We start from the raw sequence: 26,736 nt of genomic DNA, 5'->3' as shown, positions 1-26,736 counted from the left end.
TCGTCAGTCTGTCACTAGTAGTCGATCTTCTTTTCACTTGCGGTCCAGGCGCGGAAGCTTTCTAGCGCCTCATGGTGCAGCAGTTGACGGATGGGAATAGCGCGCTGGTCGAGCGGCTTCTTCACCTCGTCGTACAGAAAACTGTCGTCAAATCCGACTGCGGCCGCATCGGCCGCGGTGTTGCCGTAGTAGATCGCCGAGCATCGCGACCAGTAGAGCGCCGCCAGGCACATGGGGCAGGGCTCGCAACTGGTGTAGACCTCGCAGCCTTCGAGCGAGAACGTCCCCAGCTTCTCGCAGGCGCGGCGAATGGCTACCACCTCGCCGTGCGCTGTGGGATCGTTGGTGCTGGTGACGAGATTCATGCCCTCGGCGACGATCTCACCATCCTTCACCACCACACATCCGAATGGACCGCCGCGCCCAGTGCGAACGTTCTCGGTTGCCAGCGCGATCGCGCGCTGCATGAATCTTTCGTGACCGTTCATGTCGTTTACAAATGCTTGAAAATGCACGATTGACGCGCAAAATCACGGCATAATCTGATTATGGCACAGGCCTTCCGATCGAACCGCGTTCTGCTCCCTCAACCGCAGCCGGCGACGTTGATTGTGGACGATGGCATCATCACTCGGATCGTCGCTCACGACGCCGTTCCGCCAGAGATTGAGGTCGTCGACTTTGGCGACCACGCTCTACTTCCCGGCCTGGTCGATGTGCACACGCATATCAACCAGCCAGGGCGCACCGAGTGGGAAGGCTTTGAGACGGCTACACGCGCCGCAGCCGCAGGCGGCTTTGTCACGATCGTCGATATGCCGCTGAACTGCCTGCCCGAAACCACCTCCGTCGAGGCCCTGGAACAGAAGCGCATCGCGGCAAAAGGGCTGGCCTACATCGACTGGCTTCCCTGGGGAGGCCTGGTCGGCCCGGGGGACGACTCCACCTCAAACCTCGATGACCTGGAGCCGCTGGTTGATGCCGGCGCCGCAGGCTTCAAGTGCTTCCTGATCTATCCCGGATGCGAGGGGCTGACGCATCTCTCGCTGGCGCAGCTTCGCCGAGCTGCCCCGACACTCGCGCGTCTGGGCAAGCCGTTGCTCGTGCACGCTGAGTTGGAAGGTCCGATCCTGGAAGCGAGCAAGGCTCTCTATGCCGAGCACGCCGACTGGTCGAAGTATGCGACCTATCTTGCGTCACGGCCGGATCAGGCAGAGCTCACCGCCATCCGCGCACTGATTGAGCTGGTGCGCGAGTTCCGCTTCCGGCTACACATTGTTCATCTCGCCACCGCACAGGCAGTGCCAATGCTTGCCGCAGCCAAGGCCGAAGGTCTGCCCATCACGGTAGAGACCTGTCCGCATTATCTCTGCATCAGCGCGGAAGAGATTGCCGATGGAGCCACCCAGTACAAGTGCGCCCCGCCCATCCGCAGTAAGGCCAACCAGGAGGGGCTATGGGAGGCGTTGCGCGACGGTGTCATCGACCTGATCGCCACCGACCATTCGCCGTGTCCGCCGGAGATGAAGCCTGCCGGACCGTTCGATAAGGCATGGGGCGGCATCGCATCGCTCTCCACGGCGTTTCCTGTCATCTGGAATGAAGCTCACAAACGCGGCTTTGGGCTGCAGGATCTGGCGCGGTGGTTTTCTACCGAACCTGCAAAGCTGTGCGGACTTAGCGCGACGCATGGAGAGTTGACGGCGGGACGGCCGGCAAACTTTACAGTCTTTGCACCGGAGAGTATCTGGACGGTGACCGAGCACCGCCTGCACTATCGCCATCCGATCTCACCCTATCTGGGACGTACGTTGAAGGGTGAAGTGATTGCGACGTATCTGCGTGGGGAGCCTGTATTTGCGGCAAACGAATTTTCGTTTGTGGCCCGGGGACGGGATCTGTCGGCATAGCCAGGTTTTCTGCTGTCATCCTGAGCGCAGCGAAGGACCTGCTTTCAGCTTACTGGGCAACAACAAGCGGGTCCTTCGCGTTGCTCAGGATGACAGACTCAAAAACAATTCGAGCTCCGCTCGAATCTCCCACATCTCGGCTGCGCCGAGATATGGGGCACCCAGTTCCCACCACAGCGTTAACGCTTTAACTTTTAACTTTCAACTTTTAACTCTTATCGAAGCGATATCTTCCGCCCCACACACTCGATCTCTGCGAAAATGACTTCCACCAATGAATCCTGTTCTTGATCACTGGAACACGCTGCCCGCAGACCAGGCCAAGGCGGAAATTCTGCCCGCTAATGGTTCACACGAATGGGCTGAACAGATGGCCTCGCACCGCCCGTATCCGAATGAGCAGACGCTCTTCGAGGTCGCTGATCATGTCTGGTATCACCTCGATGCCAATGCCCGGCAGCAGGCCTTCGACTCGCATCCACGCATCGGTCAGCGGCACGCCGCCAGAGAGGCGACAGAGAAGTCCTTGGCGTGGTCTTCGCAGGAACAGACACTTACCGACGATGAGCGCCTGAAGCAGGAACTGGCCGAGGCCAATCAACAGTACGAAGAGAAGTTCGGCCGCATCTTCATCGTCTGTGCCACTGGCAAGACGCAGCAGCAGATGCTCGACATCCTGCGTCAGCGTCTTGACAATGACGACGAGACCGAGTTCGACGAAGCCTCCGAGCAACAGCGCCAGATCACCCAGCTTCGCCTGCGCAAATGGCTCGCAGGCAATTGAAGAGTTCCATCACCATGTCTATCTCGACCCACATCCTCGATACATCGGCAGGCCGTCCGGCCATTCACGTTGCCGTCAGCCTGCTTCGCTTTGAAAACAACACCTGGAAGCCCCTCTCTGACGCGTGCACCGACAATGATGGCCGCGTCCGCGCTCTGCTTCCGCCCGAGACGCAGCTTACCGCTGGTCTCTACCGTGTCACCTTTTCTACCGGTGAGTACTTCGCCGCCCGCGGACAGCAGACGCTCTATCCCGTGATCGAGATTACCTTTGAAGTTCGCCCCGGCGAGCAGCACTACCACATTCCTCTGCTGCTGGCTGCGAACGGCTTCACCACCTACCGCGGCACATAATTTTTGTCATTTCTTAGCTCCCAAAGAAGCGGAGAAATCGCTTCTCTACCGTGTCATCACCGGGAGGATTATTTACTACCTACCGCAGCGGACTGTAAGGCTGTACCTTAGATGCCTATGGTCAAGCTCGCTGAAAACCGTTATGGCAAATCCCGCGTCCGCCTGTTGAAGGTCACGCGGCATGAAGGGCATCACCACATCGATGAGTGGACGGTGGAGGTGCTGCTACAGGGGGATTTCGTCAGCGCACACGTTGAAGGCGACAACTCGAAGATTCTGCCGACGGACACGATGAAGAACACCGTCTACTACATGGCGCATCGGTCCAACGCCACCTCCATGGAGCAGTTCGCCGAAGAGCTGATCGACTTCCTGCTCTCGCGCAATCCGCAAGTCCTTGCCGCTGAGGTTACGGTTCACTCCGCGCTGTGGAAGCATATGAAGGTTGATGGCAGCCTGCATCCCACGGCCTTCATCCGCGGCAGTGATGAGCAACAGACCACCCACGTCGTCCGTCATGAGCCTGGTGGATTCCAGATCACCTCCGGCCTTAGCAACCTGGTCATCATGAAGACGGCAAAGTCGGGATTTGAAGATTACATCGTCGATGAGCTCACGACGCTGAAGCCAACCAGCGACCGCATCTTCGCCACGGCCTGCACGGCGACCTGGAAGTACACCCACGCCGCTCCACTGCATTTCAACCAGTTGCGCGAGCGCGCCCGCGAGACCATGCTGCACACCTTTGCCGCCCATCACTCGAAATCAGTGCAGCAGACGCTCTATGCCATGGGTGAAGCGGTACTGGAAGCGGTGCCGGAGATCAGAGAGATCACACTCACCATGCCCAATAAGCACGCTCTGCTGGTGGATCTCGATCGCTTCGGCGTGAAGAACAATAACGAAATCTTCGTCCCGACAGACGAACCCCATGGGACGATACAGGCTACGCTTGTTCGCGTTTAGCGCGAACAAGCTCTAGTTGCTAGTTGCTGGTTCCTGGGTTGCTAGTTGATGTCGGCAGATCGACTGTGGTGGTTATCCTCCCACCCCAGCGTTGCGAGGCTTCACCCCAGCGAACAAAGTTCGCCGGGGACCCCGAGGGTGGGGCACCCGGGAAAAGCGGACTTCTAGACTTCAATGATGGCTCGAACAACTAGCAACCAGGAACCAGCAACTAGCAACTGCAATGAACGCTGATCGCATCCTTTCCCGCTGCCGCGAACTCGCCGCCATCACCGATATTCCCGGTGAGACCACGCGCACGTATCTTTCGCCGGCGATGCGGCGTGCGAATGAACAGTTGATGGCCTGGGCTGCGGCGAAAAGCTTCGCCACACGCTATGACGCTGCGGGGAATCTGCGTATTGTGCGTGCTGCCGCCATCGAAACCGAACGCACCTTCATCCTTGCATCGCATCTCGATACCGTTCCCAATGCCGGAGCCTTCGATGGTCCGCTCGGTATCGTGCTTGGCCTTGCGCTGTTGGAAGAGGCTCCGCCGTTACCCTTTCACCTAGAGCTCATTGCCTTCAGTGAAGAGGAAGGCGTTCGCTTCGGTTTCCCTTTTATCGGCAGCAGGGCGCTGGCTGGCGAACTCACGGACGATCTGCTGAAGCGCATCGATGGCAAGGGCACATCCGTGCGCCAGGCCATTACCGCCTATGGCCTGAACCCAGACGAGCGCAGCAAGGCGCGATTACACAGCGGGCACTTCGGCTATCTGGAATTTCATATTGAGCAGGGTCCTGTTCTCGAACACGAGGACCACTCGCTTGGGATTGTTACGGCCATCATCGGCCAGTCGCGGCTTCAGCTTGTCTTTACCGGCAAAGCCAACCATGCGGGCACAACGCCGATGCATCTGCGTCACGATGCCTTGGCGGCCGCTGCCGAATTTGTCCTTGCCGCCGAGAAGCTGGCCCGCGGAACTCCGGGCCTGGTGGCAACCGTCGGTCAGCTCTCGCCGCATCCGGGTGTGGGCAACGTCATTCCCGGCGAGGCAGTGCTCTCGCTCGATGTACGCCATGCAAACGATGCCATACGCCATGACAGTGTGGAGAATCTGCTGAAAACCGCCCACGCCATCGCCCAGGCACGCGGCATCGTCGTCTCCTTCGCGGCAAACCTCGATCAGCCGGCTGTTCCCATGGACGCGAAGCTGACCACCCTGCTCACCGAAGCGGCCGCGCCATGCCATCCGCTTTTCATGACCAGCGGAGCCGGGCACGATGCCATGATCGTCGCTCCCCACCTGCCGGCAGCTATGCTTTTTTTACGGACACCAAACGGTCTTTCCCACCATCCTGATGAAACCGTGCGCCCGGACGATGTACAGTTAGCCTTTGAAACCGGACTCCGGTTTCTGGAGCGCATCGCTGATGTTTAACCTGGGACACTCCCGCAGCCGCACCGCCGGCGACCACTTCCTGCTCACGCCGGACACCTTCATCCGCTCCCCCTTTCCGGGAATGCGCAATGCGGTCGCCATCGTGCACGTCTCACCGGCAGCAGGCGCCGGGTTTACCCAGTACACAGCGGAGCTGGCCGCCAACGGCGTACTTGGTCACGCAGCCGCACAACGCTTTCTGTACGTCCTCGGAGGCAGCATCTCTCTGACAGCCGAAGGCCAACGGTACACACTGAATGCGAACGGATACGCCTACATTCCCGAAGATCTGGAACACAGCATTACCAGCGCACAGCCGGCAAGGCTCGCCGTCATCGAGAAGAAGTATCAGGTACTCGACGGTGTGGAAGCACCCGCGCTTCTGATCGGCGATGAGACCAAAGTTGCCTCCGCTGCGCTGAACGGCGATGAAGATCTGCAGGTGCGGCCGCTGCTGCCCAGCGATACGGCCTTCGACTTCGCCGTCAATACCATGAGCTACAAGCCGGGCGCGGCGCTTTCGCAGACTGAGATTCATGTCATGGAACACGGCCTGCTGATGCTGACCGGCGGAGGCATCTATAAACTTGCCGATCAGTGGTATCCGGTGACTGCGGGCGACTTCATCTATATGGCTCCGTACTGCCCGCAGTGGTTCGGAGCGCTTGGCAAAGAACCAGCGAAATACCTCATCTACAAAGACTGGAACCGGCACCCGCTCGCATGAAGATCGCCGTTAACCTCGACCGTCTCTCGTCGGAGCTGGAAGATCTCGCCAGCTTCTCCGATGCTCCACCTTCCGACGATGGCACTGCAGTCACGCGCGTCGTCTTTACCAGCACCGATCTGGAAGCGCGCACCTTCTTGGAGACACTGGCTGAGAAGGCCGGCCTTAGCCTTCGTCGCGACGCGGTCGGCAATCTCTTCTTCCGCTGGGAAGGCTCTGACCCGTCACTCGCTCCCATCGGTACCGGCTCGCATACGGACGCGATTCCTCATGCCGGCATGTATGACGGCACGGTCGGCGTGCTCGGCGGTTTGGAAGCGATCCGCGCACTGAAGGAGACGGGCTTCCAGCCCAAACGCTCCATCGAGCTGCTGATGTTTACCTCCGAGGAGCCGACACGTTTCGGCATCGGCTGCCTTGGCTCTCGTCTGCTCTCAGGCACTCTGGCACCAGAGAAGGCCGATGCCTTCATCGACAAACATGAGCGGACGCTGGCGGAGGTTCGCACGGCTGCCGGATTCTCCGGCGGTCTCGATACCGTGAAGCTGCCCGCCGGCTACTACAGCCACTGGCTGGAGCTACATATCGAACAAGGCCCGCTGCTCGAGCGAGAGGGCCTGCCCATCGGCATCGTCACCGCCATTGCTGCGCCTGCGAGCTATAAGTTTCACCTGGAAGGCTTCGGCGGCCATGCCGGAGCTCTGCTGATGCCTGACCGTAAGGACGCGCTCTGCGCCGCTGCCGAACTGATCCTCTCGGTCGAGCGCAATACCCTGGCCACCGGCGCAATCGATACCGTCGGCACCGTGGGCACAGCGCAGATTCACCCCGGCGCGGTGAACTCCGTACCCAGCCGTGTCACGCTGGAACTCGATCTGCGCGACATCGATCCGGTGCGCCGCGAGTCTGTCATCGAAGCCGTCCGCCGCGATGTTGCCGCCATCCAGGCGAAACGTGGTGTCACCATCCGCGAAGAGCTGGTTAACGCCGACCCGCCGGCAACCAGCGATGCCATGATCGTAGCCACGCTCGAAGAGGTCTGTCGCGATGCCAAGATTCCGTACAAGAAGATGGTGAGCCGCGCCTACCACGACTCGCTCTTCATGGCGCGCATCTCGCCCATCGCGATGATCTTCATTCCCTGCCGCAACGGCGTCTCGCATCGCCCGGACGAATACGCCTCCCCGGAGGCGATCGGCGCCGGTGTCAGCGTCCTGGCAGCCGCTATGGCACGGCTTGCGGCACAATAGGAACACAGACGCGCATGCCGATTCTCTCCATCAATCCCTCGACAGGAAAAACGCTACGGCACTTCGATGCCCTGACCCAGGAACAACTGGAAGCCAAGCTGGCCCTCGCCGCCTCCGCCTGGAAGGCGTACCAGGAGGTGCCGCTGGAGCATCGCGCGCTGTGTATGCGCAAGCTCGCCTCTCTGATCGAAGATGAGACGGAAGAGCTCGCACGCCTGATGACGCTGGAGATGGGCAAGCCCATCCGTGCCGCCCGTGCCGAAGCACAGAAGTGTGCCACCGCCTGCCGTTTCTATGCGGAGAATGCGGCCAAATTTCTTACCTCCGAAGTTGTTCCAACCGAGGCCTCCAGCAGCTACGTCCGCTTCGATCCGCTTGGCGTCATTCTCGCCGTCATGCCCTGGAACTTTCCGCTATGGCAGGTCTTCCGCTTCCTGGCTCCGGCACTGATGGCAGGAAACGCCGGACTTCTGAAACACGCCTCGAATGTGCCCCAGTGTGCGCTCACCATTGAGGCGCTCACCCGCCGCGCCGGCTTCCCGCGTGGTGTCTTCCAGGCGCTTCTCATCGAGTCCTCTGATGTAGCCAAGGTCATAGAAGATCCGCGCGTCGCCGCCATCACGCTGACCGGCAGCAATCCCGCAGGTTCCGCCGTAGCCGCACAGGCAGGCAAGCTGATCAAGAAAGCAGTTCTGGAGCTCGGTGGTTCCGATCCATTCATCGTAATGCCCTCGGCCGACCTGAACGTTGCGATCGATAACGCCATCAAGGCACGCACCATCAACAACGGCCAGTCGTGTATTGCGGCCAAACGCTTCATTGTTCACGAGAGCATCTACAACGAGTTCCAGGAGCGTTTCTCCGTCGGTATGGATAACCTGAAGGTAGGTGATCCTCTCCTCGATGAGACCGACGTCGGCCCGCTCGCGACCTTGAAGGGTCTCGAAGAACTGGAGGCCCAGGTGAAGGCCTGTATCGATGCGGGCGCTCTGCTCATTACCGGCGGCGAGCGCATGCTGGTGGACCAGGGCAACTACTTCGAGCCAACCGTGATTGCCGGGCTGTCGCGTACAGCGCCGGTTTATCGAGAAGAGATCTTCGGTCCGGTGGCGCTGCTCTTCCGTGTGCACTCGGTGGACGAAGCGATTGAGGTTGCCAACGATACACCCTTCGGCCTGGGCGCCTCCGCCTGGACGCACGACCCGGTCGAGCAGCAGCGCTTTGTCGCTGATCTGCAGGCCGGCTCCGTCTTTATCAACGCCATGGTCGCCAGCGATCCGCGCCTGCCGTTCGGCGGTGTGAAACAGTCCGGCTTCGGCCGTGAGCTTTCAGCCGTAGGTATGCACGAGTTTATGAATCGGAAGACCGTTGTTGTGGCGTAGTAGATCATCAAACGAGTCCCACTAACGTTAAGAGCCAGAATCGCCTAGTCGCTCTATCCCTGGCCCGTATTCGGTGGGAGCAGCGGGCTTCAGCCCGCTGATTAAATGCATAAACATTGGGCTTTAGCCCTGGGCTTTTCCGAAGACAAAGGCCCAGGGCTGAAGCCCAACTTTCTCTTGTATCTAGTAAACCGTGGGCTAAAAGCCCACGGCTCCCACCAGGATCGAGCTCCGCTCGATACTCCGCCAAATTATGCATCTCACAACAAACAGAAAGGCGCGGCTGATAGCCGCGCCTTTCTCCATTTAGATTGCGTTTAGAAGTTGAAGCCCATCTGCAGGGTGATGCGGCGTACTGCGTTGCTGGAACCACCGGGACCCATGAAGCCGCCGCCACCGATGGCGTTCGAGCGGCCGAACTGCGGAGAGCTCACCGTACCGACCGGAGGTCCGTAGTTCACCACGTTCAGGAGGTTGTTCGCCTGAACGGCGAAGTTGACGGTGTACTTATGACCGGAGCTGGCGCCGCCGAACGGTCCACCCGGACCTCCCGGACCACCCCGATCACGGCCGCCACCGCCTCCCGGAGGAGGCATCATGCCGCCCTGCTGACGGCGCCCACCGTTGGGACCAGCGGCAGCGCCGGTCTTCTCACCAAAGCCGAAGACCTTGTTCAAACGCAGGTTGAAGTTCAGCGAAGCCGGACCTGTGCAGTTGTTGATGGGAATCTGGGTGTAATTTCCGCTCTGGTCTACGCTGTACCAGGCATTTGATTTCTGCCCGATCTGAAGAGCAGCGGCAGCCGTGCATGCGCCGGCGAGGTTGGCGCTACCGGCGTTGGCCCATGCGGGACGGTCGTTATAAACCGAGTCTCCGTTCAGATCTCTGCCGGCTAAAACGTTGTACGGCGTACCCGAACTCGCCATCATGAATGGGCTGGCAGAGAAGCCGTGCTTGAAATTAATGTTACCGGCCATCAGCATGCGGTTGCGCACGTCGAACTGAGTGCGGCCGTAGTCGGCTTTCGTGTCCGTCGCTCGTGATGGGATAAAGGTGGCGCCTGAGGCATTGCCGTTCACGAAGTTCAGCGAGTAGAAGCCGAAGAGAGAGACGGTATTGCTCAGCCGCATGTTGCCATTTACAAATATCTGATTCTGGTTGAAGACACCACCCGAATCGTAGCGATAGTTGATTGTCCCGGCGCTGGTGTTAGCAAAAGCACGGTTCAGGTACTGGTGCACGCCACGTGAGTTGAGATAGTTGACCGAGATGGAGGCCTTGCCTACCTGCTGGTCGACACCGCCGGCGAACTGCATAATGTAGGCCGAGCGAGTATCTCCGATGCTGTAGATCGTATTCTTCCCGGGCGTGCCGCCACCCCCGGAGCAAGCTTGCGGGTTGCTTGGACCGCAATCGAGAAATCCGCCTGGTGCGGCGCTGAACGTTGTGGTCTGAACATTGGTACCGTTCTGGCGAACCACGTTCATCACCTGTGTCAAATCGAAACGGTCATAGAAGATACCGTACCCGAGGCGTACTACTGTCTTCGGGGAGCCGTGCTTATTCGGGATACCCCAGGCGAGCGCGACACGCGGAGCGATGTCGTGATTCGAATCGATCTGATTCTGTGTCTCGAGACGCATGCCCGCGCTGAGCGTCAGGTTGGGACGGATCTTCCAATCGTCTTCCAGATAAAGGCCAACGTCTGTCACACGCGACGATACCGTCGCCTTATTGATCGTTGAGATGGCGTACTGGTTGACATGACCCTTCGAGTAGTCATCGATGGTGGCGTAGGTGAACGTACCGTTCTGGTTCGCCGTCGAGTAGGCGCTCTCGTCGGTGGTGCGCAGCCGCCCGCCGAATCGCACGAAGTGTTTCTGGAGTGCGATGGAGGTGTAGTTCTGCAGCTCGAAGTGGGTATCGGTCACATTCGAGTTACCGCTGGTCGAACCGCCGGTGCTCATGCCACCCGAGACATTAAGACCCGGAAGATTCGGATTCAAGGCCATCGCAGTCGAATTCGAACGCTGCCACTCAAAGCGGGTTTCATTCACCACCTTGGGGCTGATGATCTGCGAGTCGCTGATCTGGATCGTATCTTCCTGGTTGGTCGAATTCTGCCCGCGTGTGGGCAGGACGAACGTTCCGATGTTGTTGTTCTTGTTATTCCCCTGCTCGTGCTCGTAACGGAAGGTCAGCGTGTTCTTATCTGACAGCGCAAAGTCGAGGCGCGGACTGATCTGCCAGCGCTTCTGCGGATGGTTAATCGCGCTGCCGGAGTAATTACCAGTAAGGCAGCCTGAAGTCCCCGGGGCGCAGATCGTCGAGAGATCATTCAGATTCGTGGCATAGATCTGCACGTTATTGGCGATGATGTTGTTGTCTTCGATATCGCGATTGCTGCCGCTGACATTGAACGAGGAGGTCTTGGTCAGCGGGCCGCTCAGGCTACCCAGAAGAAAGAAGGTGTGATAGTCCGGCTGGTTCTTCACGAACGGGCTGCTGGTGTTCAGCCACTTCTGATTGCCCTGCACGTTGATGTTGCCGCGGAACTTGTCCGTACCCGGCTTGGTAAGGATCTCAACACGGCCGAAACCCAGCTTTTCATACTGCGCGGAGAAGGGGTTCTGATTGACGCGGATCTCACGGATAGACGACTTCGGAGGCAGCGTGCCACCGGTGAAGCCGTCGATGTAGATCTGGCCGCCGTTCGGGCCCGCCGAAGGTCCGGCAAGGGCGGAGAGCTGGTTCTGCAGCTCATCCGGATCATCAGAGAGCGCGTCCAGATCCTTGTCCTTGATGACTGTAGCGCTGGCATTCGAGTCGGAGTCCACGCTGACCTGGTTGGTCTGCGTGGTGACGTTCACTTCGGCGTTCGCTTCGGCAATCGCCAGTTTGACATCCAGATTGAGCGACTGCCCCGCAGCGACGCGCACGCCTTGACGGACAAATGAACCGAAGCCCGTCATCGTCACCGTGATCGAGTAGCTGCCTGCCGGCACATTCGAGATGGAGTAGCTGCCGTCTCCCTTGCTCTGTGCAGTCAAAGCCCTTCCGTTAGCCGCTGTCGCGGTAATCGTCGCTCCAGGCACCACCGCCGCATCGGGATCGGTCACCAGACCGCGAATTGTTCCCGTCTGCTGCGCCTGACCGGCGACACTCACTGCCAGAACCACCAGCAGCCAGACACACTTCCACCATGAGCGTTTCATCTCAGCTCCCAGGCACGACAAGTGCCCCACTCAAAAACAGTTCGTACTACGTTCGTTTGCTTTTCTACTTACTGCGCGTCCCCGCCTGCTCCGCCGCCCATGCTCCACGGCGCCAGGTTCATGGAACTGGCTCCGTTCGGCGCGGCAAGGATCGGCTCAACTCCGCTCAACATGGTCACCGCCGTAACGGTGTCCGCATTCGCTGCGCCGGTGCCGACGATCATCAGTGCATCGCCGTTCTTCACCGTTGCCAGCTCACCCGTTGGAAGACGCGACAACATCGATGCCAGGTCGCCACGAGGTCCACCACCACCCGGCCCACCAAAACCACGTCCACCACCTGCACCACCAGGGCCCATACCGCTGGCGCCTTCACCACCGCCCGCCGGCCGCCCCACTCCCTGCGGAGCACCACCACCTTGAGGTGCACCAGCAGGAGCTCCTCCGCCATTTGCACCGGCGCCGCCACCCGGAGCACCGGGCTGCGCTCCACGAGCACGCGCTGCAAGCATTGCCGCCATCTGTGGTGGCAATGCCCGGAAATCCGAATTTGAGGTCACCATAACCGTGACGTTCTTCTTGCTGGCGAGATCTTTCAGAACAATCTTGCCGCCGGCTGCATCCACGCTGGTCACCGTGCCCGCCAGGTTGCGGAAGGCCCCGCTCACGACCTCATCGGCTGCAATCGTGGTGCCGTCTTCGTTCTTCTCGCCACGTACGCGAAGCTGATCGCCTGGCCTGATGTCAGCCAGCGTGCCGGGTTTGGCGTCTTCGAACTTCACCGAATCGGCCGCGTACCGGCGGAAGATGGTCTTCGGTGTCGTTGTGATCTCGACAACCTTCTGGCCCTGCTTGATGGAGATAGAGCTGCCGTTCACCGCGTTGACCAGGCCACCCGATCCACGGCGAGCCCAGTCCGCCTGGGTCGCCGCATTGCGCTGGGCGATATCGCCAGACTTCATGAGAACCACACGAACAGCTGTGATCGCGGAAGCATCACCAGGGCCGCTGGCAAGCACGCGATCTCCGGTAGCGATATCCGAAACTGCGGCCGGCTGGGCGGTCTTCAGATCAGTGCTTCCAGGAGCAAGCTGCACCACCTTGGTGGTGTCACCAAGGGTTACGGTCACCGTTGCTCCCTTGTCTGTCGCCACCGTCACCGTCTTGCCATCGACACTCTTTACGGTGCCGAGCGCCGATGCATTCTGCGCGACAGCGCAGGGCGAAACGGTCATCACCACCGCGGTCGCGGTGAACAGGGTCGCCAGAAAATCTCTCTTGATTGCGAACATAGCCAAATCCTCGACGATCCACGCAGAGTCGGCTATTTCGCACAAAAAATCCTGCGTGCCGCACTGCAGTTGGGGAGTCTGCAGGGATTACGGTCGAACCGTCGCCGAAGTTTCACGAAATTTCTGGGGAAATTACGCTGAAACCTCCGGGGAAGCGCTCGTCTAAGAGTGTTTTCCTGTTGCTGGATATCCCGGAAGGGACACGCAGGGGTGTTTTCGTTGCGGAAAACGCCCATCAGATGCGGAAGCCCTATACCACACCCACAGGGAAAATGCTCTAATCGCGCCGCAGAACGGCCGTTGCCCCATCGTGCAGCGTTAGTGTACCGCCCTGGAGGATACATGTGCCGGACGAGAGAATCTGTTCGGTAACCAATGGGGCTGGAAGACGCACCTGTTGATCACCCAGATTCACCGCTACCGTAACCTTTCCCCGATGCATCATGAGCCATCCTTGTTGGTCATCGAACTCGACGCGGCAGGCTCCCGGCGCACCATCCTCGAGTTCCGGCAGGGATCGCCGTAACCGGATCAGATCCCGGTACCAGGCAAGCATCTGTGCATGTTCCCCAATCTCCGTCTCTTCCCAACGGAGGCGGCTGCGCTCGAAGCTCGCACGTTCGACAGGATCGGGTACATCTTCCGGCTTCCATCCAAACGCCGAGAACTCACGCCGCCGGCCCTCGCTGACCGCCTGGGCCATCCCAGGATCTTCATGGTCGGCAAAGTAAAGGAAGGGTGTGGACGCAGCCCATTCCTCCCCCTGAAAGAGCATCGGCACAAACGGTCCCAGCAACACCAGGGCTGCGGCGGCACGTGCACGATCCATCCCGGCAATCGCTGCAACCCGGTCGCCCTGGGCGCGATTGCCTACCTGATCGTGGTTCTGGATATAGCCCACAAAACGATGCCGGTCCAGCGCACCAGCGGGTCGTCCGTGGATACGGTTGCGATGACGCGAGTAGATGCCATCGTAGACGAAGGTCTCTTCCAGCGCTTTGGCAAGCTTTGCCAGGCCACCGAAGTCTTCGTAGTAACCACGTGTCTCTTGTGGAGCAATCGCAGTGAACAGCGCATGGTGAAAATCATCGCTCCACTGCGCATCGATGCCGTAACCGCCTGCTTCGCGCGAAGTCACGACACGGGGATCATTCAGGTCACTCTCGGCAATCAACGTGAGCTGCCGCCCGATCGCGGAGCTGAGATGTTCAACTTCAGTCGCGAGCTGTTCCAGAACATGGATAGCAGAACGGTCGACGAACGCGTGGACGGCGTCCAGACGTAAGCCATCCATATGGAAGTCGCGCATCCACATCAGCGCGTTGTCGAGGAAGAAGCGACGTACCTGGTCCGCGCCCCATTCCTCAAAGTTCACAGCGCCGCCCCAGGGTGTGTGATGAGTGTCAACCAGATACGGACCGAATTTTCCGGTGTAATTCCCTACCGGGCCGAAGTGGTTGTAAACCACATCCAGCAGCACGGCCAGGCCCTTGCCGTGAGCCGCATCTACGAAACGCTTTAACGCATCCGGTCCACCATATGGCTGATGCACGGCATACAGCGCTGCACCGTCATATCCCCAGCCAAAGGCGCCTGCGAACGCAGCCAAAGGCAGTAGCTCCACATGGGTAATACCCAGCTCGACCAGGTAATCGAGCCGCGCGATTGCAGAGTCCAGCGTGCCCTCCGATGTAAAGGTGCCAATATGCAGCTCGTAAATGACGGCGCTTGAGAGTGGCGGCGCCTGGAACCCCTTATCAGTCCACGCAAAGGCGGCGTGATCATAAACGCAGGAGAGGCCATGAACGCCATCCGGCTGCCACAACGATCGCGGGTCAGGCCATGGCTGATCGTCATTACCCACAGCAAAGCCATATCGGGTTCCCGGACCGGCATCGGAAACGTCCAGCCTCCACCAGCCATGATCGTCCACACTTGCCGGCGGCTGCATCTCGCGAAGTTCGTTATGAATGTGCAGACGGACACGTGAGGCGCGCGGTGCCCAGACTTCAAATCGATGCATGCTCTACTCCCGCACCAGCAGCGCCACAGGAAAGCGCTGCAGAAAGCTGGCGGTCTTCTGCCGTCCGCCATGTTCGATCTCGCCGGTCAGTACATTCTTCCAGCGGCCCTCGGGAACCTCGACCGTTGTGCCCGCCCAGCTATCCCCAAGCTTAATGCGCCATCGCGGAGCCAGTGTGATGACACTGTGATTCCGCAGATACGCGATGATATGGGCTGCCTTGGGCCCCTGCACCTCGAGCGGCGTGTAGGCCGCGGTTGGTCCGAACCACTCCGAGTGTTCCTTCCGCAGCCATAGCAACTTGTGAATCAGCCAAAGTTTCGGCAGACCTTCTTCACTGCGCTCCATCATCTCTTCGGGAGAGAGCGACTGTGCCTCCTGCAGGAGACGGCGGCGGAGATCGTAATCCACCGGCCGGCGATTGTCGGGGTCGACCAGCGAGTAGTCCCAAAGCTCTCCTCCCTGATAGAGATCGGGCACACCCGGCGCCGTGTACTTCAGCAAGGTCTGCGTCAGCGAGTTCATCCATCCGGCCTCGCGGACACGCTCCACCATCTGCTCCAGCTCGCTCAGAAAAGGCTGATGCTCGAGAATCCGTTCGATGAAGCGATGCAGTGCATCCTCGTACTCACGGTTATTGTTCGTCCAGGTGGTGTGCTGCTTGGCCTCACGCATGGCCTTGTCCATGTAGGCCGTCAGACGCTCCTTATCGATCGGCCACGCACCGATCATCGTCTGATAGAGGAAGTACTCCGTATTGCGGTCGGGATAGCGCTCACCGCGGAAATCAATATTCATGCGGGACCAGCGGTTCAATGCGGCGCGCCAGCGCGCCGGAATCTCCGTCAGTACCGCCAGACGCGCACGCACATCGTCAGCTCGTTTTGTATCGTGCGTAGAGAGCGTCGTCATGGTCTGCGGATGCGTCTGCTGCATGGTCGTACAGTAGCTGTGAAACTCTTCCACACTGAAGCCGTTGTGCGCCGGGTCCGCGCCGACTTCGTTCAATCCGATCATGCGGTTATAGGTATAGAAGGCTGTATCTTCCACGCCCTTGGCCATGACCGGCGAGGTGAATTGCTGAAAGCGCATGACGAACTCATTCTCGCGGAAGCCGCGCACCTTCAGCGTAAGAACATCGCCGACAAAATCGAAGAGACCCGAGTCAAGATCGGGACGGCGACGCTTGGCCTGGTTAATGGCCTGCCAGATGCGATAACGGTCTTCATCGGTAATGGTGTCGCGATCGGTAGCGACATAGGTGCGGTAGACCTGGAAGCAGCTTGCCACCTCGCGAATGACGCGGCGAATCTCGGCGCGGGTTGTATCGCGGCGATCGCGATTGTTCTCACAGATCTCCACGAACAGCGCCGCCAATCTGTTAACGTCCGATCCCAGCGCCTCCTGCGTGACATGGTGCTTCTTCTCATGCGCCACATCGTCAAAGTCGACGGGTTCATGCGTGAAGTCCGAGTAGATGGTGGTCATCTCTTCTAGACCGGGGCCGTACGCCAGCAAACCATTACACACATTCAGGAAGTCATATCCGCTGGTGCCGTGAATGGGCCACTCCTGCCGCAGCCACTCACCTGACTCAAGAATCTTCTCGCCGATGATCCACGCACCGGGAGCCTGTTCGCGCAAACGCCGGAAGTATCCCTCGGGATCGCGCAGGCCGTCGGGATGATCGACGCGAACACCATCGAGCACGCCATCTTTCAACCATTGCAGGATCAATGCATGGGTCTCTTCAAAGACATGTTCGCGCTCGACACGCAGGCCGATGAGCGTATTCACATCGAAGAAGCGCCGGTAACCAAGCTCCTGATCGGCCGTACGCCAGTAGGCAAGGCGATAGTTCTGCTGGTTCAGCAGATCGTCCAGGGCATCGATGTTGTTGTTCATATCCGCTACGGCCTGATCGATCGAACGGCAGATGTTGCCGTCTTCAGCGCATAGGCGTTCAAGCAGAGCGTAGATGACCGTTTTGTCACGGTGACGGTTGACGGCGACACTGCGGTCAGTGGCTTCCGGTGCAGGCAAGCGGGCAAACGAGTCGGCGATAAAGCTCAGCGTATCGCTACGTGCATACTCCGCGGCGCGCAGCAACAGGCCGTAGAGCGAGCGCGGCGCCACGGGAAACTCGTTCTTCATGTAGAGCACGACAAAGCCCGCACCCCGGCGTGCAACCTGAATCTGGCGATCGCTAAGGACCTTGCCGTACTGGTCGCCAAGGATCGGCACCAGCACCTTGTTCTGCAGCTTGGCCTCATCCGGATGCCAATTGACGTCAAACCACGTCGAGTAGCGTGACGCCGGTCCATTCTCCAGCACGTCCCACCAGAGCCGGTTTCCCGGCCCAAGCGCCATGTGGTTTGGCACGATGTCGAGGATCTGCCCGAGGCCAAGTTCGCCCAGACGCCAGCGCAGGCGTCCGTGGCCCTCGATACCTCCGAGCTCCTCGTTCACCGTCTGGTGATCGACAACGTCGTAGCCGTGCATGGACCCGGGGGCGGCCTGCAGATACGGCGAACAGTAAATATGGCTGATACCTAGATCGTGCAGGTAGTCCGCAATGGCGGACGCGTGGTCAAAGTCGAAGCCTGCATGCAACTGCAGACGATAAGTGGACGTGGGGATGCGGGCCATTCTTCTCTACTTTCCGTGATGGCATGTCTCGGTCCTTGGGACACACTTGATGGTCTGCTCCTTAAGAAGCCAATTTCTCTGCCGGGGTTGGATGCCTCCACGACTGGATAGGCCGCCCACCACAGAAGACAATGTGGAAAATCAGCAGCCTGCATATGGATCTATAGGACAATTGCCCGGCACTTCCGGCAGCACCGGCAACCCGCCGTAACGTGATGACGTCAGACGGCATCCAACGGAGTGAACGTCATGAACGAGGCACGACCCCCAGTGAAGAAGGCCGGAAGCGCAAACGATCCTCTCTGGTACAAAGACGCCATCATCTATGAGTTGCACGTCAAAGCGTTCTGCGACTCCAACCACGACGGCATCGGCGATTTTCCGGGGCTTGTCTCCAAGCTTGACTACTTGCAGGACCTCGGTATTACCTGCATCTGGCTTCTACCGTTTTTCCCTTCCCCGCTGCGGGATGACGGTTACGATATCGCAGACTATACCGCTGTCCATCCGGCATACGGCACCCTTGAGGATTTCAAGCTCTTCCTGAGTGAGGCGCACAGGCGCGGCATCCAGGTACTGATCGAGCTCGTCATCAATCACACCAGCGACGAGCATCCGTGGTTCCAGCGTGCACGCAAAGCTCCGGAGGGTTCCGTGGAACGCGACTTCTATGTCTGGTCGCACACCGATAAGAAGTATCCGGGCGTACCGATCATCTTCAAGGACACGGAAAAGTCCAACTGGACCTGGGATGACGAAGTTGGCATGTTCTATTGGCACCGCTTCTTCCATCACCAGCCGGATCTCAACTTCGACAATCCGCTCGTCTTTGACGAGGTGGTCAAAGCCATGCGTTTCTGGCTTGACCTCGGAGTCGACGGCTTCCGTCTGGATGCCATTCCCTATCTCATCGAACGTGAGGGCACGCGCTGTGATGCGCTACCCGAAACCCACGTCATCATCAAACGGATCCGCGCGATCATCGATAACGAATACACGAACCGCTTTTTGCTGGCGGAAGCCAACCAGTGGCCCGACGATGTCCGTCCGTTTTATGGCGATGGCGACGAGTGCCACATGTGCTTCCACTTTCCCCTGATGCCGCGCATCTACATGGCGTTGCGGCAGGAAGACAGACTTCCGATCACCGACATCATGACGCGCACGCCTCCCATTCCGGATAACTGCCAGTGGGGCCTGTTTCTGCGCAATCACGATGAGCTGACGCTGGAGATGGTGACGGATGACGAACGCGATTACATGTACCTGGCGTACTCGGCCGATCCGCGCATGCGTATCAATGTAGGCATTCGCCGGCGCCTGGCGCCGCTGGTGGACAACAATCGCCGCCGCATCGAGCTGCTTAACTCGATCCTGCTTTCGTTTCCGGGAACACCCATCATCTACTACGGCGACGAGCTCGGCATGGGTGACAACATCTACCTGGGCGACCGCAATGGTGTCCGCACCCCGATGCAGTGGTCGGGAGATCGCAATGCCGGGTTTTCCCGTGCGAATCCGGAGAAGCTCTATTCGCCCGTGATCATGGACCCGGTATGGGGCTACCAGACCATCAACGTGGAGGCCCAGCAGACGGACACCTCTTCCCTGTTGCACTGGACTCGCAACATGGTGGCATTGCGCAAGCTCTTCCAGGTCTTTGGCCGCGGATCGCTTGAATTTCTTACTCCGGATAACCGCAAGGTGCTGGCCTACATCCGGGAGTATGATGGCGAGCGCATGTTCTGCGTCGCCAACCTGTCGCGCTTCGCGCAACCGGTCTCTCTGGACCTGTCACGCTTTGCCGGGCTGATGCCGGTCGAGATGGTGGGCTACGTTCCCTTTCCCATCATTACGGATGCTCCATACCCCTTGACGCTGGCGCCCTACAGCTTTTTCTGGCTGGAGCTGCAGCCGGCGCCTCCACAGCCGGAACAGCCGGAGAAGGTAACCCAACAGCAGCAGCACGAACCGGCCCGCGATCTGCTGCTGATTACCGAGCCCGTAGGACATCCGGTAGAAGAAGTGCAGGGACCTCCCGAAACAGGTAACGATCCGGGTCGTGTCAGCAACTAAACTTGCTTGAGAGCACGATGTCTACGACCGCCGCCCCTCAACCTTCGACCAACGCCTCCCAGGCAACCGCGCCTGCACTCCTGCTTGCACTGCCGCCGCTTGATAGCGAGCAATTACGCGCCGCCTTCGGCCATCTGCGCCCTGTCCTCGCCGGCCTGCCGGTACTTGTTGCGTATCCCGGGGGAGGGGAATCTACCGACCTTCCGTTTTCGACCGTCGCCGTCACTCCCACCGCCGCCATTCCTCCCATACATTGGATCCACACGGCCGCGGAGTATCTCAACGCCTACAAGATGATGAGCGAGTATCAGGCTCCGCGCTGCCTTATGCTGGGCTCGGAATCATGGACGCTGGCGCCGCAAAACCTGCGAGCCATGGTCACCGTCGCGATGGAAAATGATACCGATCTGGTGCTTCCGCGCTACACGATGTCGCCCTACGATGCCCTGGTGAACAACATCATCCTGGCGCCGGTCACGCGGGCGTTGTTCTCCATCAAAGTACATACACCCCAGCCTCTCGATTTGGCATTCTCCATGCGCATGGCGGAGCGCCTGGCCGCGACAGCGCAGCGATGCACCGCAGCCAACCAGAACGATGCCCTGCTATGGCCTGTAGGGGAAGCCGCAACCGCCGGCTACAACACGCAGGAAGTCACGATGGATACGCGATCGTTCCCGGTCCCCGAGGTTACCGATCTTACCCAGTTGCTGACCATAGTGGCCGGCTCACTCTTCTCCGATGTGGAGACCCGAGCCACCTACTGGCAGCGTGCAAGGACACAGGCAACGGTAATCGGCAGTGAGCCTCTGGTCTTCAGTGGGGAGTCCCACAAGCCTGACGTCACCACCATGATTGAGACCTTCCGCATCGGTTACAAGAACCTTTCCGAGATCTGGTCGCTCGTGTTGCCGCCGAACTCTCTTCTCGGCCTGAAGAAGCTCTCGGTTCTGGAGGAACAGAACTTCGTCATGCCCGATGCGCTGTGGGTGCGCATTGTGTACGACTTCCTGCTGGCCTGGAGGCTGCGCACCATCAACCGCGCACACCTTCTGGGCGCTTTGACGCCGCTGTATCTGGCATGGGTGGCGGGCTACATCCTGGGTGGACGGAAAGAGGCCCACATCGAAGCATTAGCCGCAGCCTTTGATTCCGATAAACCATACCTGGTCTCGCGCTGGCGCTGGCCCGACCGCTTCACCCCATAACCAACGTTTTCTATTGATACGAGTTACCGAAAGGAGACAACGCGATGTGGCAACAGATTCAAGAGGCCCTCTCTGGCTCCGCCCACCGTGTCCTGTCGCGGCTGGCCAGCCTGCTGCCCGGTCTGCTGGCGTTAATGCTGGCGGTCCTGATCTGCACCCTGATCGGTGCGGCATTGGCATGGGTGGTGCGCCGCATCCTCATAGCGATCAAGTTTGACGAACGCATCAGCTCCGGGGCGCCTACCAGCGTCTCAGATTTCGCTCCACGGCGATCGGCAACGCTGCTGGTCTCGCGCATCGTGCTGTGGGGATTCGTTGTGCTCGGCTGCATCATCGGCATCTCCACGCTCGATGTCTCGGCTGACTCGAAGGATCAGATGACGACCTTCTTCCTGCCCTACGTGACCCACTCCGTAGGCGCCATCGTCATCTTCCTCATCGGCAATCTTGCCGCACGCTTCCTGGCGCGCACCGTGCTGATCGGCGCGGTCAATATGCGCCTGCAGTACGCCCGCTTCCTCTCGCTCGGCATCAAGTGGCTGGTGCTGGTACTCACCGCCGCTATGATCCTGGACCACCTGGAGATCGGCGGCAGTATCATCGCGCTGGCCTTCGGCATTCTGTTCGGCGGTATCGTATTGACGATGTCGCTCGCCATCGGTCTGGGATCGCGCGATATGGTCTCACGCTCGCTCGAGAAGACGGGGCCACAGGATGCGTTCCCAACACCGCCGCCACAGGAACGGCCGAAGGTACGGCATTTCTGAGCGCTATTGGATGAGTCAAGCCGGCGCCCCATGTCAGGTCCCAGGCCAACTTGTTTCGCTGGGGTGGTATCCCTCGAGGACATGGGTGTTCGAGCGAAGCTCGAATCTAGTGGGAGCCGTGGGCTTCAGCCCAACGGTGAATCCGGCTCAAAACATCGCAGTTCAGCAGGCTGAAGCCTGCTGCTCCCACCCATTGAAACCGCTTAGAGCTATCGCCAATCGTCCCGCACGGCCTGCTGCTCTTCCATCACCTTGTCGAAGTCGTCTGCCTTCTTGATCATGATGTCGCCGAAGGCTTCGCCCTGTCGGAGCAGCACCGCCTGCAGACGCACCAGCTCCAGCATGGCGAGGAACATGCAGATAAGCGCGCGCTGCGAGTGGGTGTTTAACAGCAGCTTGCGCAACGAGACCGGATGGTCTTCCATCACCATGCGGCGCTTCACATAGTCGATCATCTGCGCCACGGTCACGGACTCTTCGTCCACGTTCAGCACCGGGCGCTTCTTCATGCGGTCCAGAATCTCCTGGAAGACACGCACCAGATCGACCGTATCGGCCGCGATCTCGCGGTCGCCCTCGGTGATCTGCTTGAAGTCGCGCAGGCCCGGGTTGGTCCAGACCGCCTCTTCGATCTGCTGCTTCTGCAACAGCATCTGCGCCGCGGCCTTGAACTTCTCGTGCTCCAGCAGGCGTTCGACCAGTTCGCGGCGGGGATCTTCTGCCTCGCCGGCGGCGACCTCAGCGGCCTCGCGCGGCAACAGCATCTTGCTCTTGATATGGATCAGCAGCGAAGCCATATAGATGAACTCGCCCGCAGCATCCACGTCGGTCTGCTTGATGTGCTCGCAGTAGGCCAGGAACTGCTGGGTGATCTTCGCGATCGGGATGTCGTAGATATCGATGGACTGCTTGCGGATAAGGTCCAGAAGCAGATCCAGCGGCCCCTCATAGACCTGCCCGACAAGGATGGAGAACGGCGACTGCGATGCCTCTTCCTTCGCGGGGTCAGGGCGCTTGGGGTCCGCCTTCGCAGGAGCGGCTGCTGCAGGCTCAGCCATTGTCTGAGCTGGCCCTTGATCTGGACCCAGATCAGGGTTCTGACCTGCGGTCTCGGCCGCAGGAGCCTGCGTCGCCTCGGTGATGGTCTCTTCCGGCATTCGTTTTATTTTAGGTCGTTGCCCACGGCGGAAAAAGTGGGGGGAAATTCCTCCCACTTTGATCCGCGGCAGTTATAGCATTTTCCCGTTCCTGGGTATCCCGAAAGGGTGTGCAGCGGCATTTTCATTGCGGAAAACGCCCATAGAAGCGGAAACCCTACACTACACCTACAGGGAAAATGCTCTAGCGGCGACGACGACCGCCAGAACGGTTACCCGGACGCTTGCGACGGCCACCGCCCCCATTTCCGCCCGGCGCAGGCGGGGCGGCGCCATCACTCTTCCAGCTACGGTTCTCCAGAGCCAATAGAGCATCGATGTTGCCCAGGTCCAGATTCGCCAGATCAACCGGCCGATTACGCTCTTCTTTTTCGAGCGCCTTGTGGTCGGCCTCGATCCAGTTGAAGGCAAATCCCAGTTCCCGCTCCAATTTCCGGGCTTCCTGGCGCTCCTGCGGCATCACGTAGGTGGTCGCGGTGCCCGTTGCGCCCGCACGTCCCGTGCGGCCGATACGGTGCACAAAATCGTCAGAGGCGTTGGGCAGGTCGTAGTTCACCACGTGTGCAATGTGAGAGATGTCGATACCGCGCGCTGCCACGTCGGTCGCCACCAGGACGCGGTGGTTGCCATCGGCAAAGCTCTTCAGCGCGGCCGTACGCTGCGACTGCGAACGGTCGCCGTGAATCACAGTGGCATCGTGTCCCAGCTTTTGCAGCTTGCGCGAGATGCGATCGGCCCCATGCTTGGTGCGCGAGAAGACGAGGAAGCTGCCCTCGTGCTCCTTCAGTTCCTGATCCAGCAGCGCCTGCTTCTGATCCTGCATCACGACAATGGCCCGCAACGTGACGCGTTCAGTGGGCTTACTGGTCGTTCCGATCTTGATGCGGACCGGCTGCTTCACATAGTCCGACAGGATGTGCTCGATATTGGCATCCAGCGTGGCCGAATAGCACATGGTCTGGCGCTGACGCGGAAGCGCACCGACGATACGGCGAATCGAGGGCAGGAAGCCCATGTCGAGCATGCGATCGACCTCATCGAGCACCAGCATCTCAACGTGCTTCAGGCTGACCTCGCCGCGCTTGAGAAAGTCTTCCAGACGTCCCGGGGTTGCGACCACCAGGCGCGGACCGCGACGAAGCTGGTCGAGCTGCTGGCCCTCACTGAGGCCACCGACAACCAGGACAGAGTCCTTCTTGGCCGCCGGCTCGATCTTCGCGTAGCTCTCGATCACCTGCATAGCCAGCTCGCGCGTAGGCAACAGGATCAGCGCGCGCACCGGCTTTTTCACGCCGGCCGCGGGTGGCTGTGTCTCCATGCGGTGAATCAGGGGCACCAGAAAGCTGAGTGTCTTGCCGGTGCCGGTGGCGGCAGTGGCAAGCACATCTTTGCCTTCCAGAGCTGGAGGAATGGCGCCCGCCTGTACGGGGGTGGGAGTAATGAATTTTGCTACATCAAGACGCTGTTTTAACTCAGGTGAGATCGCGAAATCGGAGAAGTGCACCTTGTGTTTTGAGTCAGTGGAATGTGTTGTCAAAAAATGTCCTTTACGGGTGTGGTGTCTTGAACGCAGCGGTGGCACAAAAGGGCCAACCGGTAGAGCAGCACTGCGTTTTACGTAAGAAACCCATCGTCCGCGGGACGCGTGCTGTGCAACATGGCGAGGAAGGCCTTTGCCTTCCATCCAAGCCAGAGTAAGAACTGCGCTACAGCTCCGGTTGTGCTGGTCTCTGGCCACGGCACCTGCGGCGCTCCCCATCCACAACCTCTTCTTCAAGGGTACCATGCGTAGAGCATTTTCCCTGTTGCTGGGTATCCCGGAAGGGGTGTGCAGCGGCGTTTTCATTGCGGAAAACGCCCATAGATGCGGAAGCCCTACTCTACACCTACAGGGAAAATGCTCTAGCGTCCTAACTAATTGAGGCCAATCTATCCGATGGAGCATCAGAAGTTTTTAGATCAAGAAGGGACACAAAGCGAGGTCCGAAATGAAGCAAGTCCTGCGGTTTTTTGCCCTGGCCGCTTTAGGATGCATCAGTACAGCCGCCCTGGCAGGCGAGAAGTACCACATCAACACCCATCCCATTCCAGATAACACCGTGCTCCGCGGTGTGCGCATCATCGATGGCACAGGCGCCGCGCCCATGGAGGACATGGCGATTGTCATCCACAAAAAGAAGATCGTCGCCATAGGCCCCAATGCGCAGATCAGCACTCCCAGACACGCGGAAGAGCTGAACTGGAAGGGCAAGACTGTGATTCCCGGCTTGATCGATGGCCACGCGCACCTTGGCCTGGTGCGGCACGACAAGGCGGAAGGCTCAGCCGACGCCTACACCGAGGCCAATGTGGTGGGGGAGCTTTATCTGTACCAGCGCTACGGCGTCACCACTGTCAACTCCCTCGGCCTGAATCCCGACCTGGTCTACGATCTGCGCAAACGTCAGCGCCAGGGCCTGATCGGTGGCTCACGTCTGCTCACCGCCGGCCGCGGCATTGCCATTGAAGGCGGAGCTCCGCCCCTTACGGTAAAAGACGATGCCATCTATCGCGTCAAGAATCCGGAAGAAGCGCGTGAAGCCGTCCGCGCGATGGCGAAGCAGAAGGTCGATGTCATCAAGGTCTGGGTCGATTCACTGCGCGGCTCACGCCCAAGCATGAATCCCGCGATTTACAAGGCTGTCATCGATGAAGCTCACCAGCACCAGCTTCCGGTTGCAGCACATGTCTATTACCTGGCCGACGCCAAGGATCTGGTCGCAAGCGGCGTGAATATTCTGGCGCACTCCGTTCGTGATACCGGTGTAGACCAGGAGTTGATTGACGCGATGAAGGCCAAGGGCACCTGGTACATTCCAACGCTCGCCGCCGACGAGTCTACCTTCACCTATCTGGATCATCCGGAATTTCTGGATGGTACGTTTGTCCGTCTGGCCGCAGGTCCGGAGCTTTCGGCTCGCCTTGCTGACGCAGTCTATGAAGGCAAAATCGCTGCTGACCGTGGCACCATCATCAAGCGGCAGGATCTCGCCATCGCGATGCAGAATCTTCGCCGCGTTGCAGAGGCAGGCGTGAATATCGGCTTCGGTACCGATGCCGGAGCGCAGCCTGTACGCATTCCCGGAGTCAGCGAGCATCGTGAGTTGCAACTGATGGTGCAGGCCGGACTTACTCCCATGCAGGCCATCACCATTGCCACTTCAAAATCGGCGGCTATGCTGCACCAGGCTGATACCGGCACCATCGCGGTTGGAAAGACAGCGGACCTTCTGGTGCTGGATGGCGATCCGCTGACGCAGATCGAAAACACTCAAAAGATTGTCGGCGTGTGGCACAACGGGCAGCGCGTCGGTGAACTGGCGACGAAGTAAAACAAGCGGTCTTCGCTGAATCACCCCAGCGAACAAGTTCACTAGGAACCCCGAACGCTCAGCGACTGTCTGGATTGTCAAGGAAAGGTTGTTGGAAAAGGCGGAAAACGGTGAAGCTGTTTCCCTCTTTCCCACAACCACGGCTGCGGGCGAGTTTGGCTCAAGTAGTCACGAGGACGGGAG

Annotated in this window: 18 protein-coding genes and 2 pseudogenes; 12 read left to right on the top strand and 8 right to left on the bottom strand. The window is 59.5% G+C overall.

Translation table 11 applies throughout. The features are described from left to right. Positions 1-14: 14 nt before the first annotated feature. Positions 15-488: a nucleoside deaminase gene (locus OHL21_RS05050; RefSeq protein ID WP_263416159.1), complete on the bottom strand. Its 474-nt coding sequence runs from the start codon at positions 486-488 to the stop codon at positions 15-17. A 60-nt stretch (positions 489-548) separates the two neighbouring features. Between OHL21_RS05050 and allB the strand changes: the two genes are divergently transcribed. From allB to OHL21_RS05010, 8 genes and pseudogenes are all read left to right on the top strand, one after another. Continuing rightward, entirely contained in the window at positions 549-1,910 is a 1,362-nt protein-coding gene (gene allB, locus OHL21_RS05045; RefSeq protein ID WP_263416158.1) for an allantoinase AllB, read from the top strand. A gap of 274 nt (positions 1,911-2,184) precedes the next feature. Beyond that, positions 2,185-2,694 carry a 2-oxo-4-hydroxy-4-carboxy-5-ureidoimidazoline decarboxylase gene (gene uraD, locus OHL21_RS05040; RefSeq protein WP_263416157.1) on the top strand — a complete coding sequence of 170 codons (510 nt, stop codon included), beginning with the start codon at positions 2,185-2,187 and terminating at the stop codon, positions 2,692-2,694. A gap of 14 nt (positions 2,695-2,708) precedes the next feature. After that, positions 2,709-3,047 carry a hydroxyisourate hydrolase gene (gene uraH, locus OHL21_RS05035; protein WP_263416156.1) on the top strand — a complete coding sequence of 113 codons (339 nt, stop codon included), beginning with the start codon at positions 2,709-2,711 and terminating at the stop codon, positions 3,045-3,047. A 111-nt stretch (positions 3,048-3,158) separates the two neighbouring features. Then, the gene (pucL, locus tag OHL21_RS05030) at positions 3,159-4,013 is read left to right on the top strand and encodes a factor-independent urate hydroxylase (RefSeq protein WP_263416155.1); all 855 of its coding nucleotides are present in this window, start codon (positions 3,159-3,161) and stop codon (positions 4,011-4,013) included. A gap of 220 nt (positions 4,014-4,233) precedes the next feature. Next, positions 4,234-5,436 (top strand): annotated as a pseudogene (locus OHL21_RS05025) (allantoate amidohydrolase); the annotation flags it as partial. Beyond that, on the top strand, positions 5,429-6,163 hold the full coding sequence (gene allE, locus OHL21_RS05020) for a (S)-ureidoglycine aminohydrolase (RefSeq protein ID WP_263416154.1): 735 nt from the start codon (positions 5,429-5,431) through the stop codon (positions 6,161-6,163). The pseudogene OHL21_RS05025 and the gene allE, both read left to right, overlap by 8 nt. Then, positions 6,160-7,413, top strand: coding sequence for a M20 family metallo-hydrolase (locus OHL21_RS05015; RefSeq protein ID WP_263416153.1), 1,254 nt, complete (start codon positions 6,160-6,162; stop codon positions 7,411-7,413). Before allE ends, OHL21_RS05015 begins: the two co-directional genes overlap by 4 nt. Before the next feature lie 14 nt (positions 7,414-7,427). Further along, positions 7,428-8,795, top strand: a complete 1,368-nt coding sequence (locus OHL21_RS05010; RefSeq protein WP_263416152.1) for an NAD-dependent succinate-semialdehyde dehydrogenase — start codon at positions 7,428-7,430, stop codon at positions 8,793-8,795. Between the two features lie 317 nt (positions 8,796-9,112). Here the strand turns inward: OHL21_RS05010 and OHL21_RS05005 are convergent, their stop codons facing one another. The 4 genes from OHL21_RS05005 to treY all read right to left on the bottom strand — a co-directional run bounded on the left by OHL21_RS05005 (position 9,113) and on the right by treY (position 17,974). Beyond that, a complete protein-coding gene (locus OHL21_RS05005) occupies positions 9,113-12,010 on the bottom strand; it encodes a TonB-dependent receptor (RefSeq protein ID WP_263416151.1) in 2,898 nt (965 codons plus the stop codon). A gap of 68 nt (positions 12,011-12,078) precedes the next feature. Further along, positions 12,079-13,302: a DUF5666 domain-containing protein gene (locus tag OHL21_RS05000; protein ID WP_263416150.1), complete on the bottom strand. Its 1,224-nt coding sequence runs from the start codon at positions 13,300-13,302 to the stop codon at positions 12,079-12,081. Positions 13,303-13,579: 277 nt separating this feature from the next. Then, a complete protein-coding gene (gene treZ / locus OHL21_RS04995; RefSeq protein WP_263416149.1) occupies positions 13,580-15,325 on the bottom strand; it encodes a malto-oligosyltrehalose trehalohydrolase in 1,746 nt (581 codons plus the stop codon). A gap of 3 nt (positions 15,326-15,328) precedes the next feature. Further along, complete coding sequence (gene treY / locus OHL21_RS04990) at positions 15,329-17,974, bottom strand: malto-oligosyltrehalose synthase (protein WP_263416148.1); 2,646 nt, start codon at positions 17,972-17,974, stop codon at positions 15,329-15,331. 270 nt (positions 17,975-18,244) lie between these two features. On the opposite strand from treY, the pseudogene treS reads away from it, so the two are divergent. From treS to OHL21_RS04975, 3 genes and pseudogenes are all read left to right on the top strand, one after another. Further along, positions 18,245-19,915: pseudogene (gene treS / locus OHL21_RS04985) on the top strand (maltose alpha-D-glucosyltransferase); the annotation flags it as partial. Between the two features lie 152 nt (positions 19,916-20,067). Next, positions 20,068-21,258, top strand: a complete 1,191-nt coding sequence (locus OHL21_RS04980) for a hypothetical protein (RefSeq protein WP_263416147.1) — start codon at positions 20,068-20,070, stop codon at positions 21,256-21,258. 44 nt (positions 21,259-21,302) lie between these two features. Next, the gene (locus OHL21_RS04975; RefSeq protein WP_263416146.1) at positions 21,303-22,025 is read left to right on the top strand and encodes a hypothetical protein; all 723 of its coding nucleotides are present in this window, start codon (positions 21,303-21,305) and stop codon (positions 22,023-22,025) included. Between the two features lie 209 nt (positions 22,026-22,234). Here the strand turns inward: OHL21_RS04975 and OHL21_RS04970 are convergent, their stop codons facing one another. The 3 genes from OHL21_RS04970 to OHL21_RS04960 all read right to left on the bottom strand — a co-directional run bounded on the left by OHL21_RS04970 (position 22,235) and on the right by OHL21_RS04960 (position 24,925). Next, on the bottom strand, positions 22,235-23,182 hold the full coding sequence (locus tag OHL21_RS04970) for a segregation and condensation protein A (RefSeq protein WP_399257374.1): 948 nt from the start codon (positions 23,180-23,182) through the stop codon (positions 22,235-22,237). A 184-nt stretch (positions 23,183-23,366) separates the two neighbouring features. Further along, positions 23,367-24,719, bottom strand: a complete 1,353-nt coding sequence (locus OHL21_RS04965; protein WP_263416145.1) for a DEAD/DEAH box helicase — start codon at positions 24,717-24,719, stop codon at positions 23,367-23,369. A gap of 77 nt (positions 24,720-24,796) precedes the next feature. After that, positions 24,797-24,925, bottom strand: a complete 129-nt coding sequence (locus tag OHL21_RS04960) for a hypothetical protein (protein WP_263416144.1) — start codon at positions 24,923-24,925, stop codon at positions 24,797-24,799. A 245-nt stretch (positions 24,926-25,170) separates the two neighbouring features. Between OHL21_RS04960 and OHL21_RS04955 the strand changes: the two genes are divergently transcribed. Next, a complete protein-coding gene (locus tag OHL21_RS04955) occupies positions 25,171-26,553 on the top strand; it encodes an amidohydrolase family protein (protein WP_263416143.1) in 1,383 nt (460 codons plus the stop codon). Positions 26,554-26,736: the final 183 nt, after the last annotated feature.

It is taken from the genome of Terriglobus albidus (genome assembly GCF_025685425.1).
Lineage (GTDB): Bacteria > Acidobacteriota > Terriglobia > Terriglobales > Acidobacteriaceae > Terriglobus > Terriglobus albidus.
The sequence above is the reverse complement of the archived record's forward strand: the minus strand, read 5'-3'. Positions and strand labels throughout refer to the sequence as shown.